The 12,464-nt window shown below is 69.0% G+C and carries 15 protein-coding genes; 3 read left to right on the top strand and 12 right to left on the bottom strand.

Features of this window, described 5'->3' with window-relative positions; genetic code table 11:
- Positions 1-4: 4 nt before the first annotated feature.
- From BKA15_RS34745 to BKA15_RS02760, 9 genes are all read right to left on the bottom strand, one after another.
- The gene (locus tag BKA15_RS34745) at positions 5-409 is read right to left on the bottom strand and encodes a VOC family protein (protein WP_218871031.1); all 405 of its coding nucleotides are present in this window, start codon (positions 407-409) and stop codon (positions 5-7) included.
- Positions 406-645: a hypothetical protein gene (locus BKA15_RS34740; protein ID WP_218871030.1), complete on the bottom strand. Its 240-nt coding sequence runs from the start codon at positions 643-645 to the stop codon at positions 406-408. Before BKA15_RS34740 ends, BKA15_RS34745 begins: the two co-directional genes overlap by 4 nt.
- A 29-nt stretch (positions 646-674) precedes the next feature.
- The gene (locus BKA15_RS02790) at positions 675-2,435 is read right to left on the bottom strand and encodes a type 2 periplasmic-binding domain-containing protein (protein ID WP_179747994.1); all 1,761 of its coding nucleotides are present in this window, start codon (positions 2,433-2,435) and stop codon (positions 675-677) included.
- Positions 2,436-2,470: 35 nt separating this feature from the next.
- A complete protein-coding gene (locus tag BKA15_RS02785; RefSeq protein ID WP_179747993.1) occupies positions 2,471-3,439 on the bottom strand; it encodes an ABC transporter permease in 969 nt (322 codons plus the stop codon).
- A 7-nt stretch (positions 3,440-3,446) separates the two neighbouring features.
- On the bottom strand, positions 3,447-4,382 hold the full coding sequence (locus BKA15_RS02780) for a carbohydrate ABC transporter permease (RefSeq protein ID WP_179747992.1): 936 nt from the start codon (positions 4,380-4,382) through the stop codon (positions 3,447-3,449).
- 343 nt (positions 4,383-4,725) lie between these two features.
- A complete protein-coding gene (locus BKA15_RS02775; protein ID WP_179747991.1) occupies positions 4,726-5,193 on the bottom strand; it encodes a VOC family protein in 468 nt (155 codons plus the stop codon).
- A gap of 29 nt (positions 5,194-5,222) precedes the next feature.
- On the bottom strand, positions 5,223-5,693 hold the full coding sequence (locus tag BKA15_RS02770) for a helix-turn-helix domain-containing protein (RefSeq protein ID WP_179747990.1): 471 nt from the start codon (positions 5,691-5,693) through the stop codon (positions 5,223-5,225).
- A 2-nt stretch (positions 5,694-5,695) separates the two neighbouring features.
- Positions 5,696-6,196, bottom strand: coding sequence for a hypothetical protein (locus BKA15_RS02765; protein WP_179747989.1), 501 nt, complete (start codon positions 6,194-6,196; stop codon positions 5,696-5,698).
- Between the two features lie 29 nt (positions 6,197-6,225).
- A complete protein-coding gene (locus BKA15_RS02760; RefSeq protein ID WP_246322558.1) occupies positions 6,226-6,843 on the bottom strand; it encodes an ACT domain-containing protein in 618 nt (205 codons plus the stop codon).
- 72 nt (positions 6,844-6,915) lie between these two features.
- On the opposite strand from BKA15_RS02760, the gene BKA15_RS02755 reads away from it, so the two are divergent.
- The gene (locus BKA15_RS02755; protein ID WP_179747988.1) at positions 6,916-8,088 is read left to right on the top strand and encodes a DUF1015 family protein; all 1,173 of its coding nucleotides are present in this window, start codon (positions 6,916-6,918) and stop codon (positions 8,086-8,088) included.
- 66 nt (positions 8,089-8,154) lie between these two features.
- On the opposite strand, the gene BKA15_RS02750 is transcribed toward BKA15_RS02755, so the two are convergent.
- On the bottom strand, positions 8,155-8,667 hold the full coding sequence (locus BKA15_RS02750; RefSeq protein ID WP_179747987.1) for a DinB family protein: 513 nt from the start codon (positions 8,665-8,667) through the stop codon (positions 8,155-8,157).
- Between the two features lies 1 nt (position 8,668).
- Positions 8,669-10,012, bottom strand: a complete 1,344-nt coding sequence (gene dgoD, locus BKA15_RS02745; RefSeq protein WP_281385369.1) for a galactonate dehydratase — start codon at positions 10,010-10,012, stop codon at positions 8,669-8,671.
- Positions 10,013-10,124: 112 nt separating this feature from the next.
- Between dgoD and BKA15_RS02740 the strand changes: the two genes are divergently transcribed.
- Together BKA15_RS02740 and BKA15_RS02735 are read left to right on the top strand one after the other, a co-directional pair.
- Complete coding sequence (locus tag BKA15_RS02740) at positions 10,125-10,502, top strand: ArsR/SmtB family transcription factor (RefSeq protein WP_179747985.1); 378 nt, start codon at positions 10,125-10,127, stop codon at positions 10,500-10,502.
- A 1-nt stretch (position 10,503) separates the two neighbouring features.
- Positions 10,504-11,397, top strand: coding sequence for a cation diffusion facilitator family transporter (locus BKA15_RS02735; protein WP_179747984.1), 894 nt, complete (start codon positions 10,504-10,506; stop codon positions 11,395-11,397).
- A 71-nt stretch (positions 11,398-11,468) separates the two neighbouring features.
- On the opposite strand, the gene BKA15_RS02730 is transcribed toward BKA15_RS02735, so the two are convergent.
- Positions 11,469-12,380 carry a CPBP family intramembrane glutamic endopeptidase gene (locus tag BKA15_RS02730; RefSeq protein ID WP_179747983.1) on the bottom strand — a complete coding sequence of 304 codons (912 nt, stop codon included), beginning with the start codon at positions 12,378-12,380 and terminating at the stop codon, positions 11,469-11,471.
- Positions 12,381-12,464: the final 84 nt, after the last annotated feature.

The following is a 12,464-nucleotide window of genomic DNA, read 5'->3' as shown; positions in this document are numbered from 1 at the left end:
CCGGCTACGCGCCGTCAGGCCACGCGGTCAGGCACACCTTGTTGCCGGCCCGGTCCGCGAGCAGCCACGACGCGGGTCCGTTGTCCTCGACGACCCGGCCGCCGGCCGCGACGGCGGCCGCGAACCGTTCCTCGGCCTGCTCGCGAGCCAGCGACACGTCGACGTGCATGGCGTGCCGCAGTGGCTTGGCCTCGTCGAGGGGCTGCAGCCACACCGTCGACCCGTGTCCCAGCGGGTCCACGGCGTTGTCGTCGGACATCGGGGCGTAGCCGAGCACCGCACGCCAGAACCCGACGTCGATCGTGTCGGGCTTCGCGGCGATCGCGAACTGGACCTCGTGCACCGCGGCCCGGTCGGCGACGGCGCCATGGGCCCGCGCGACCGCCGAGACCTGCCGGGCCAGTTTCACTGGTGCCGGCCCAACAGCCACAGGTCACGGGTCAACCGCACCGTGACCCGGCCGTCGGTGATCGTGAGCACCGTCCCGGAGCCGGCCAGCCCCGGGACGTCGGAGAGCGCCGCGACGAGGTGGGCGGCCGCGCCGAGCGACGCAACGCGGAAGGCCGCGGTCGCTCCGCCGTGCAGCACGACCCAGTCGGCCACCCCGTCCGCGGCCAGGAACTCGCGCCAACCCTCGTCGCTCATGGCCGCTCCCCGTCCGATTCCGGCGTGGCCTACTTGGGCCGGTTATCGTACGCCTGCTGGTAGATCTCGAGGTAGGCCGGCATCCCCATGGTCTCGAACTTGGCCACGTACGCGTCCCAGGCGGCGTCGTCGTTGACATCGAGCTCGCCGGTGCTGAACTTCGCCAGGTGCTCCTTGACGGCGAGCTCGATCGCGGCCGCGGTGTCCGCCTTCTGGGCGGCACTCGACTCGTCGAACAGCAGCGGCGGCAGCTGCATCTCCTTCGGCTGCTGGTGCGGCTCGTAGACCAGGCTCGCCTCGTAGAGGTCCTTCTCGAACGTCGGCTGCTTCGGGTCGACCCACTGGCCGAGCCGGAAGTCGTTCGAGCGGTACATGACCGAGTGCTGATCCCAGGACGTGCCCGTCGGTGCCGGGAACTCGACCGAGTACCAGACGGCCTGCTTGCCGTTGATCGCCGTGTCGCCCTCCTTGGCCCAGCCCCAGTTGTCGTCCTTGATGCCGCCGTAGGCGCCCATGACCGCCTCCAGCTCCATCTGGGCGTCGGCCCACTGGACCAGGATCTCCGGGTTGCTGCACTTGCTGGTGATCACGAGGTTGCCGGACGCGTAGCCGTAGTGGTCCCAGGCCGCGTACTGGACCCCGCCCGGTCCCTTCAGCGGCGGCACCGGCACATAGTCGTGCCAGAGCGCGTCCTCCTTGTACTCGAGGTCCATGAAGCTGCCCCACCAGTAGCCGCGCATGACGCCGAACCGGCCCGTGTTGCCCGCCTTGAGCAGTGCTTCCTGGGGCATCGTGAACGACGTCTTCGGCAGCGTGCCGTCGTCGTACAGGGTGCGCAGGAAACGCAGGCCCTCGCGCCACTCCGGCTTGTCCGCGACGAACTCGACCTTGCCGTCGTTCAGCCGCAGCCAGCCACCGTTGCGGTCGCCGCCGGGGTTGTAGAGGAACGCGTTCATGACGAACCGGTCGAGCGGGTTGGTCAGCGAGGCGCCGAACGGGATGATGTTCTTGCCCGGCGTCGGGTCGTTGTCCTTCAACGCCTTCAGGACGGTACGGAGCTCCTCGGTGGTGGTCGGGATCTTGGCGCCGACCGCGTCGAGGTACTTCTGGTTGACGAAGGCCCGGCCGGGGGAGACCCGGCAGTGGAAGCAATCGTTGATCCCGCGGAACCAGTACGTGTTGCCGTCCTGGGCCCGGTTCAGCGCGTCGAAGTCCGGATACTCCTGGCGCATCCGCCGGGCCTCGGGGGCGTAGGTCTCGATGTAGTCCTGCAGGGCGACGAACAGACCCTGCTGGCCGTACAGCGAGACCTGGTCGCTGGTGAACGGGATGTTGAGGAACGCGTCCGGCAACTCGTTCGAGGCCAGCATCGCGTTGATCTTGGTCATGTCGACGCTGCCGTCGGTGCCGGTCACCATGACCTGGACGAACTCGATCTTGACGCCGGTCCGCTTCTCCAGCCAGGCGGAGAACTTGTTGGTGGACCAGTCGCCGACATCCTCGGCGTCGACCTGGACCACCACCTTGAACGACTTCGACGGGTCGCCGAACGGCTCCTTCTGGCTCGCCCGCGGACCGACGTAGCCGTCCGGGTAGATCACCCCGGGCGTTTCCGCGCCGAGCTGCTTCTGCTCGACGTTCTCGATGCCCTCGGGCTTCTCCGGTCCGCTGCCCTCGGTGGAGCAGGCGGCCAGGGCCCCGGGCACGGCAAGACCGGCGGCGCCGATCCCGGCGGCCCGGACGAACGCGCGCCGGTCCAGCTGCAGTGGCTTGAATTCCTTGGATTGCATGATCGACACCCCTGTGTTGACGATGTACTGACGGACTAGAAGAGGCTCTGCTTCGCGACTCGCCGGGCGAGCCAGTTGGCGACGACGAGCAAGATCACGCCGATCACGGACTTGAACAGCCCGATCGCGGTCGCGTACGAGAACTGCGGGATGGTCGCGAAGCCGATCCGGTACGAGTAGGTGTCGATCACCTCCGAGACCGACTGGTTCAGCGGGTTCTGCATCAGCAGGACCTTCTCGAACCCGGTGTTGAGCATGTTGCCCATGTTGAGGATCAGCAAGGTGATCATGACCGGGACGACGGCCGGCAGGTCGATGTGCCAGATCCGGCGGAGCAGGTTGGCCCCGTCCACCTTGGCGGCTTCGTGCAGCTGCGGGTCGACCCCGGTCAACGCGGCGAGGTAGATGATCGCCGAGAAGCCGAGCGTCTGCCAGGCATCGGACCAGACGTAGGTGTGCCGGAACGCGCCCGAGCTGAGGAAGTCCACAGGCTGGCCGCCGAACGTCGCGATGGCCTGGTTGATCACGCCGCCGGACGGGTCGAACAGCATGATGATGATGCCGACCACGACCACCGTCGAGATGAAGTGCGGCGCGTAGGTGATCATCTGCACGACCCGCTGGTACTTGACGCTGCGTACCGTGTTCACCAGCAGGGCCAAGATCACCGGCAACGGGAACAGGGCGATCAGCTGGTAGAAGTTCAAGATCAACGTATTGCTGAGGATCGGCCAGAACTGGTACGAGGTGACGAACTGCTCGATGTATTTGAACCCGACCCAGGGGCTGCCCTCGATGCCCTTGACCACGCTGAAGTTCTTGAACGCCATCTGCAGGCCGTACAGCGGCCACCAGAGGAAGATCAACGCATAGATCGTCGGCGGGATCAGCAGGACGTACAGCTGCCAGGACCGGCGCAGCCGGAGCGACAGCTTGGTCTTCGGCTTCTCGGTCCGCTCCGGCTCCGCGGCCGGCCGGGTGGTGGGGGTCGTCGTTGCAGTCATCGCGGCCTCACTTCAGCGATCCGATGAGCGCACCCTTGACGAAGTGCTTCTGGACGAACGGGTAGACGATCAGCGGCGGCAGCATGGCGACCACGATCACCGCGTACTTGAGCTTGTCGAACAGTTCCCGGTTCCGGATCAGCTCCTGGACGTCCACGCCGGACAGCTGGGCCGGGTCTGGCGCGCTCTTGGCCAGGATGTTGCGCAGCACCAACTGCAGTGGATAGAGGTCGGAGTTGGTCAGGTAGAGGAAGGCGCTGAACCAGCTGTTCCACTGCGTCACGCCGTAGAACAACAGGTTCACCGCGATGATCGGCTTGCTCAGCGGCAGCGCCACCTGGAAGAAGAACCGGAAGTCGCTGGCGCCGTCGACCCGGGAGGCCTCGAGCAGCTCCTTCGGGATGTTGATCTGGTAGAAGGTCCGGGTGACGATCATGTTGAAGATCGCCATCGCGCCCGGGAGGATGATCGCCCAGCGGGTGTCCAGCAGGCCGAGCTGGCGGACCACGATGTAGTTCGGGATGATCCCGGCGCTGAACATCGTCGGGATCAGGAAGAAGAACGTCAGCGGCCGGCGGAACGGCAGGTCGTCCCGGGACAGCGGATAGGCGGCCAAGATCGTGATCGCGGTGCCGATCAGCGCGCCGGCCACCGCGTAGAACAGCGAGTTCAGCAGGCCGCCGAACAGTTCGGGGGAGCGGAAGATGTCGACGTAGGCGTCGATGTTGAAGCCGACCGGCCAGAGGATGACCTGGCCCGAGTTGATCGCCGACGCCGAGCTGACCGACGCGCTCAGCACGAAGATCAACGGGTAGAGCACGGAGAGGCAGAACAGCGCCAGCACCCCGTAGTTGATGATCAAGAACGCGTGGTCGGACTTGGGCTCCTTGATCCGTCGCGACTGAATGCGTTCTCTGGGCCGGCGGGTCGCGAGGACACTCATCAGCGGATTCCCCCTCCTGCGTCCTGATGGTCGGTGTCTGATTGGGCTGGGGCCGGCGAGCTCGCATCCCTCGTGGTCGTTGGAGGGATCGGTGTCTGTGGCCAAGCCGTCGCTTCGTTCGGTGAGCGACGATGCATCCGATGAACCAGGGTCATTCCTCCCAGTAAGCCTGCGGTGGCTGCGCTCATCATGGGCAAATGATCAGATGTTTGTCAACGGCGACGCTGGATCGATGCGAAATCGCAGCGACCTTCAGCGTTAATCGTTTCACCAGCTGGACAGCAGAAACGGCGCGGCCCGCTCGCTCGCGGATCCGCGCCGTGACTGGGGACAGCGCCGGAACTCAGCCGGCGGTGTCGCCCGGCTCGTAGTGCCGGCTGATCTCGTCGGCGTTGTCGGCGAGATCGTTGGTCTCGTTCAGGCTGTACCAGTTCCCGAACGGGTCCCGGAACACCGCCTCGACACCGTACGGGCGGTCCTGCGGCTCCTGCAGGAACTCGACGCCGCGGGCGGTGAACTCGCGATGGGTGGCCCGGCAGTCGTCGGTGTTCCAGGCGCCGCCGCTGAGCGCGCCCTTGGCCAGCAGCATCCGGATCGCCGCCGTCGTCTCCTCGTCGTGCATCGGCGGCCCGGGCACGGTCAGGTTGAGCTGGAAGTCCGGCGCGCCCGGCGGGGCGACGGTGCACCAGCGGTAGCCGTTGTCCAGCTTGACGTCGAACCGCTCGGTGAAGCCGAGCTTGCCGACGAAGAACTCCTTGGCCTGGTCGTAGTCGGTGACGTAGATGCTGGCGACACCCAGTTTGGTGATCATGGAAGGCTCCTTTCGGGTCGCTCCCGACGCTACTGAGGTGGCGGCGGTTCGGGCTTCTCCGAGCTTGCTCTCTTCTGCGGTCGCCCGTACATCAGCACGTAGCAGCCCGGGATCGGCGGTCGACCGCTCCGGTGGGCGTCGGCCTGGAACCGGGCCGGGGAGGTGCCCACGAAGTCCGTGAAGGCGCTGCTGAACGAGCCCAGGCTGCTGAACCCGACCAGGTGGCAGACCTCGGTCACGGTGAGGTTGACCCAGCGGAGCAGTTCGGCGGCCCGTTCGATCCGGCGCCGGGTGAGATAGCGGGCCGGCGTCTCGCCGTACGCCGCTCGGAAGGCCCGGGCGAAGTGGAACCGGGAGTAGCCGGCCGCCGCGGCGAGGTCGTCCAGGTCCAGCGGCTCGGCGTAGTGGCGGTCCACCAGGTCCCGGGCCCGGCGCAGCGCGGCCAGCTGGGCGGCGTCACGGAGCCGCCAGGGCTCCCGTACCGGATCGTGGTCGGTCATGATCACCAGAACGGTAACCAGCCGACGCCGAGCGCGACTAGCACGAACCGGGTGACCCGGCCGGCGGCGACGACGAGCCAGAACCAGAGGGCACCCATCCGGCTGGCGCCGGCGACCAGGGAAACGGCGTAGAGCGGCGGAATCCCGACCACCGCCGCCAGGGCGACGATCGGCAGTCCCCAGCGGTTGGTCCCGACCAGTTCCAGCAGCCGGGCGAGGAAGGCCCGGATCCTGGTCCGGACCGGCCCGACCGGTTGTTGATCATGGTGTTGGCGGCGGACGAACCAGAAGTCGCGACCGCGCCGGACGGCGATGAACAGCAGCAGCTTGCCGGCCGACTGGCCGAGGCCCACGCCGACCGCGACCGGGAGCGGGCCGGCGACGGCAGTGACCTGCGACGCGATCACGTACGCCTCGGCATTGGCGATCGGGACGATGGCCGAGACGACGCCGAACGCGAGCGAGGTCAGCAGCGCGAGGAGTTCCGGCCAGCCGAGGTGCACGAAGCGTACGGTAGCGCTCGGGACCGCACCTACTTGACGAGCGCGGCGAGATGGTTCAGCCGGGCGATCTCCGAATCCAGGAACGGCGGGCCGCCGAGCCGGCCGATGATGATCACCCGATCGTCCGCGACCGGCGTGATCACGACCGTGGAGTCACCCCAGCCCGGCAGCCAACCGGCCGGCAGATCGACCCGGCGGGTCTCGTGGAACGGCGCCAGCGAGTCCGGCGGCCGGTCGCCGAAGTCCGGCGCCAGCGTGGTCGAGTAGATCGCCCGCGGCGGGTCGGCGGCGACGTCCAGCAGCGTCGCCCAATGGGACCGGAACACCACCGGGCACATCGAGGCCAGCGTCTCCGCGGCCTGCTTCGGGTCGGCCGTCATCCGTTCCAGCGCCTCGAGGTCGGACTGCAGCCCGCCGCCCTCCGGGTAGCGGGAGATCCATTCGACGCGGACTCCGTCCAGCACCTCGCAGGCGGTCACCAGCGTCTCCGGCAGTTGCCCGTTCGGCAGGTCGACGATGAAGTCGTCGATGACGACCTCGCCGGTCTTGTCGACGATCTCCACCGCATTGATGTCGGCGCCGACCGTGCCCAACGCCGACGCGACGGCACCCAGCGAACCGGGTCGGTCGGGCAGGGACACGCGCATCAGGAACACACACCCCATCATGGCCTATCGCGATGACAGCGGTGTTTCGGTCTCGTCTGGCAGGCTGGGGCGGTGCCCGCCTTCGTGCCCTTCGCCGCCCTGCGCTATGCCGCCACCGACGACCTGGACGCGCTCGTCGCGCCACCGTACGACGTGCTGTCCGAGGCCGACGCCGAGACCTTCCGGCAGCGCTCCGAGCACAACATCGTGCACCTGGACGTGCCCTCCGGCCCCGACGGCTATGCCCGGTCCGGCCGCTTGCTCGAGCGGTGGCAGCGGACCGGGATCCTGGTCGCCGATGCCGGGCCGACGTTCACGATCTACCGGGTGCGGTTCACCGACGCGGCCGGCGTGCCGCGCGATCTGGCCGGGGTGATCGGCGGGCTCGAGGTCGTCGACGAGGGGGCCGGCGGGGTGCTGCCGCACGAACGGACCACGCCGAAGGCGTCCACCGACCGGCTCGATCTGACCCGGGCCACCCGGGCCAACCTCTCGCCGGTCTGGGGTCTCGCCCTGGCGTCCGGCCTGACCGCGCTGCTGGCCGAGCCCGGCGAGCCGGTCGGCAAGGTGAGCGACGAGGGCGTGGAGCACGTCGTGGAACGGGTCGCCGACCCGGCCCGGGTGGCCGCGATCGCCGAGCTGGTCGGCTCCGACGACGTGCTGATCGCCGACGGCCACCACCGCTACGGGGTGAGCCGGATCTATCGCGACGAAGTACGGGCGGCGACGGGCCGGACCGACACGGCGGCCGAGCAGACGCTGGCGTACGTCGGCGAGTTGGTGGCCGATCAGCTCAGCGTCGCGGCGATCCACCGGCTCTACCAGGGGATCTCCGCCGCCGACCTGCTGGCCGCCTTGCGTCGCCGCTTCCGTACCAGCGAGATCGCGGCGCCGACCCCGGAGACCCTCGCCGCGATGGAGGCCGACGGCTACCTGGTGCTGGTCGGGAGCGACGTGGCGTGGCGGCTGGACCCGTTGCCCGGCGCCTTCGAAGACGTACGGGAGCTGGACGGAGCCTGGCTGGAAGCCGCGCTGGCCGACGTGCCGCACGAGGTGACGTACCAGCACGGGCTCGCGGAGGTGACCGCCGCCGTCCGGGACGGCCGGGCCGAAGCGGGCGTCCTGATCCGCCCGGTCTCGGTCGCCGAGATCCAGCGCACCGCCCGGGAACACCTGCTGATGCCCCCCAAATCGACCTTCTTCACCCCCAAACTCAAAACCGGCCTCGTCCTCCGCCCCCTCTAAGAACCCGCCGACCAGTCACAAAAGCAGCGGTTTTTGCGGCGTGTCGCTGCACTTGTGACCGGTCGATCAGCCGCTCTCACCCTGAGCGAGCGCGTCGGTGAGCAGGTCGAGGTGGCCGACATGGCAGGCCGTCTCCTCCAGCAGGTGCACCAGGACCCAGCGCAGGGTGACCGGGCCCTTGCCGAAGGACGGCTTGGGAGCGAGCGTGTCCAGGGACGGCAACCGGTCGGTGACCTCGCGGCTGCGGGCACAGGCGGCCCGATACAGGTCGGCGAGCTCTCGTACCGTGTCGTCGGCGGCGGACCTGAAGTCCCAGTCCGGCTGAGTGGTCAGGGGCGCCGACGCCCACGGTTCGGGGAGCTCGCCGCCGCCGACCCGGGCGGTGAACCAGTGGTCCTCCATGTGCGCCAGGTGCTTGAGGATCCCGCCGGCCGTCAGATCCGTGGCGAGCAGGACCCGCCGCCGCGCCTGCGCGTCGGTCAGCCGCTCCACCCGCTGCAGGGCTCGCCCGCGGTAGTGATCAAGGAACTGGCGCAGTGTGGTGCGCTCGTCCGCGGCGAGGTCGGGGTAGGCCTCCATCTCACCACTCGGCGAAGCTGTCGTCGGCCGGGTAGAACCAGGTCGGCGACCCCGGGGCCAGCGGCTCGGTGGCGACCTGGGCCCGGACGGCGTCCTCGTCGATCTCGATGCCGAGGCCTGGCCCGGTGAGCACCGGCAGATAGCCGTCGACCGGGGCGAGCACTTCCGGGTTGGTCAGCAACTCCAGGCCGCGGCCGGGTTGTTGATCATGGAGTTCGATCACGGTCTCCTGGGCCAGGAAGTTCGGCACCGCGGTGTCGACCTGCAGGCAGGCGGCCAGGGCGACCGGTCCGAGCGGGCAGTGCGGCGCCAGCTGCGCGTCGTAGATCTCTGCCTGGGTGGCGATCCGGAACGATTCCGAGATCCCGCCGGCGTGCGAGAGGTCGGGCTGAACCACGGCGACGCCGGCCTCCAGCACGGCGCGGAACTCGGTCCGGGTGTAGAGCCGCTCGCCGGTCGCGATCGGGATCGACGTGCTGTCCACCACGGAGCCGATCAACTCGGAGTGCTCGGGCCGGAGCGGCTCCTCCACGAACGCGGGCGCCAGGTGCTCGATCAGCGGCAGGGCCCGGCGCGACATCGGCACCGAGAACCGGCCGTGCAGGTCGATCCCGAAGTCCACCGCGCCGCCGATCGCCTCCCGCAGCTCGGTGACGTCGGCGACGAACCGGTCCAGGTAGTCGGCGGTGTCGACGAACCCGACCTGGCCGTCGGGTGCGACCTTGATCATCGTGTAGCCGGCCTCGACCAGCATGCGGGCCCGCTCCGGGCTGCCGGTGTGACCGGGCCGACCGCCGGCGTGGGCGTAGATCCTGATCTTGGACCGCACCGCGCCGCCGAGCAGCTCGTGGATCGGTACGCCGAGCGCGCGGCCTTTCAGGTCCCAGAGTGCCTGGTCGATCCCGGCCAGTGCCGACCCGAACAGCGGGCCGCCGCGGTAGAAGCCGCCGCGGGCGAGCACCTGCCAGTGATGGGTGATCCGGCGCGGGTCCTGCCCGACCAGGTAGTCGGCCATCTGCGCCACGATCGCCTCGATCGGACGGGCCCAGCCCTCGAGCGTCGGCTCGCCCCAACCGTAGTGCCCGGTGTCGGTGCTGATCTTGAGCAGGATGCGGCGGTTGGTGATCACGAACGTCTCGACGGCGGTGATCTTCATCGGTCGGGTCCTCTGCGGGTCGATGGGTGGAGGTACGGCGACGGCGGCTCCCGGTACGCCGGGGACAGCGTGATGATCGACATCGTAGGCCGCCCGGCCCGCACCGGAACTGTTCGGTCGGAACGGCGGGACGGCGCGCTGCGGGCCTGCTCCCTCGGCCACGGATAGATCCCTGCGGCTCCCCCTCATCTCGATCGACCGGATGCTCTTCTGCAGCGACACGTCGCCCTTCGACAGGCTCAGGGCAGGCGCCACGCCTGCTTTAGTGACTGGTCGGCGGGATTGGGGTAGGGTTCGACATATGAACAGGTCTTCAGGTGTGCATCTGGTGGACGAGGCTCACGTCGCGGAGGTTCGGGAGCGGATGCCGGAGGCGGAGGACATCGCGGATACCGCCGAGATCTTCGGGCTGTTGGCGGATCCGAGCCGGCTGCGGCTGCTGATCGCTCTGCTGGACGGCGAACTGTGCGTCTCGGACCTGGCCGCGGTCACCGGGCAGAGCGAGTCGGCGGCCTCGCACGCGCTGCGGCTGCTCCGGGCGCATCGGGTGGTGACGGCCCGGCGGGCGGGGCGGCTGGCGTACTACCGGCTCGCCGACGCCCACGTACGGATGCTGCTCGACGTCGCCATCGCGCACAGCGAGCACACCGAGGCCATTCACCCGGAGCGGGAGCACTGACATGGGACATGATCATGGTCACGCGGGCGGGAAGCACCGCTGGCGGCTGGCGGTCTCCTTCGTCCTGATCGCGGCGTTCTTCGTCGTCGAACTGGTGGCCGGCCTGTGGTCCGGCTCGCTGGCCCTGCTGTCCGACGCCGGTCACATGGCGGCGGACGTGGTGACGCTCGGTGCTGCGCTGGTCGCGACCCGGATCGCGACCCGGCCGGACCGGTCCGGCCGGCGCAGCTACGGCTCGTACCGGGCGGAGGTGTTCGCGTCGCTGCTGGCGGTGGTGATCATGCTCGGCCTCGCGGTGTACGTCACGATCGAGGCGATCAGCAGGATCGGCGAGGCGACGGCGATCCAGACCGGCCCGATGCTGGTGGTCGGCGTGATCGGCCTGGTGATCAACGTGATCGCCCTGCTGTTGCTGCGGAACGGCTCGGCCGAGAGCCTGAGCGTGCGCGGCGCCTATCTCGAGGTGCTGGCCGACACCGCCGGCTCGGTCGGCGTGATCGCGGCCGGGATCCTGATCATGGTCACCGGCAGCCCGCTCTGGGACACCGCGATCGCGATCGCGATCGGGATCTTCGTCGCCGTACGGGCCGTGATGCTGGGCCGGCAGGTGTTCGCGGTGCTCGGCCAGCAGGTGCCGGAGGGGATGGATGCGGGCGAGGTCGCCGGTGATCTTGCCGCGATCGACGGCGTCGGCGACGTACACGACCTGCACCTGTGGACGCTCACCTCGGGCATGAACGTCGCCACCGCGCATCTCGTCACCGCCGAGTCGGCCGATCCGCACGCGGTGCTGGACCGGGCCCGGGCGCTGCTCCGGGACCGGCACGGCGTCGCGCACGCCACCCTGCAGGTCGAGCCGCGTGATCATCGCGGCTGCGACGAGGTGGGCTGGTAGGCGTCCCAGGACGACGCTCCCTGAGCTTGTCGAAGGGTGGTCAGCCACATGTGCCCTGCCCTTCGACAGGCTCAGGGAACGTTGTGGTTCGGCACTTCGACAGGCTCCGGTTGATCATCCCCGGCGCCGGGGCGGGTGACCGCGAAGAGCAGGGCGGCGATGATCGCGAACAGGACGATCCCGATCACGCTGATCGGCCCGACCAGGGCGAAGTTGACCTGTTGCCCCGAAGCGCCGAGCAGCAGGACCAGGCCGGTCGACCCGTTGAAGACGCCGTGGCCGACCACGGCCGGCCAGACGCTCCCGGTGAACCAGCGTGTCCAGGCCAGGATCGCACCGAAGGCGATGCAGAACGGGATGAACATCAGCGCCGACCAGGGTCCGAGCAGCGCGTAGTTGTAGCCGAGCAGTGTCAGCGGGGCGTGCCACACGCCCCACACCACACCGGTGATCAAGATCGCCGCCCAGGGTCCGTACCGCAGCAGGTTGGGGAACAGCCAGCCGCGCCAGCCGAGTTCCTCGCCGAACGAGGGCAGCGCGTTGAGCAGCGGGGTCAGCGCCACCGCGCCGATCGAGGTGATCAACATCGCCTGCGGATTGGGCGTCCTGCCGGTCTTCAGCCGGTATTCGTCGCCGAGCAGCGAGAACGTCTCCAGGTCCAGGCGGTACAGACCGAACAGGGCGCAGATCAGCGTGGTGATCACCACGAACAGCGGGATGCCGACCCAGACGGCCGCGCTCACGGCCAAGGTCCGGCGCCGGTTCGGGCCGAAGCCGAGGCCGGTGGTCCAGGCCAGCTCACGCAGGCTTCGACTGCCCCGCGGCCGGGTCACCAGCCAGGTGATCAACACCGCCACCGTCGGCGTGAACATCATTGCCGAGGCGGTCGCGCCGAGCAGCGGTGAGGTGATGCCGCCGCCGTTCTGCCAGAGCGGTACGCAGACCAGCCAGGCACCGCCGAAGCTGACCAGACCGAAGATCATCAAGGACCATCGCAGCGTCGTGCCGGGCACGCCGCGAGCGCTTGTGCTGTGCACTCCGAGACCGCCTTCCTGGACGTCCGCCCA

This window comes from Microlunatus parietis, from assembly GCF_013407955.1.
GTDB lineage: Bacteria > Actinomycetota > Actinomycetes > Propionibacteriales > Propionibacteriaceae > Microlunatus > Microlunatus parietis.
The sequence above is the reverse complement of the archived record's forward strand: the minus strand, read 5'-3'. Positions and strand labels throughout refer to the sequence as shown.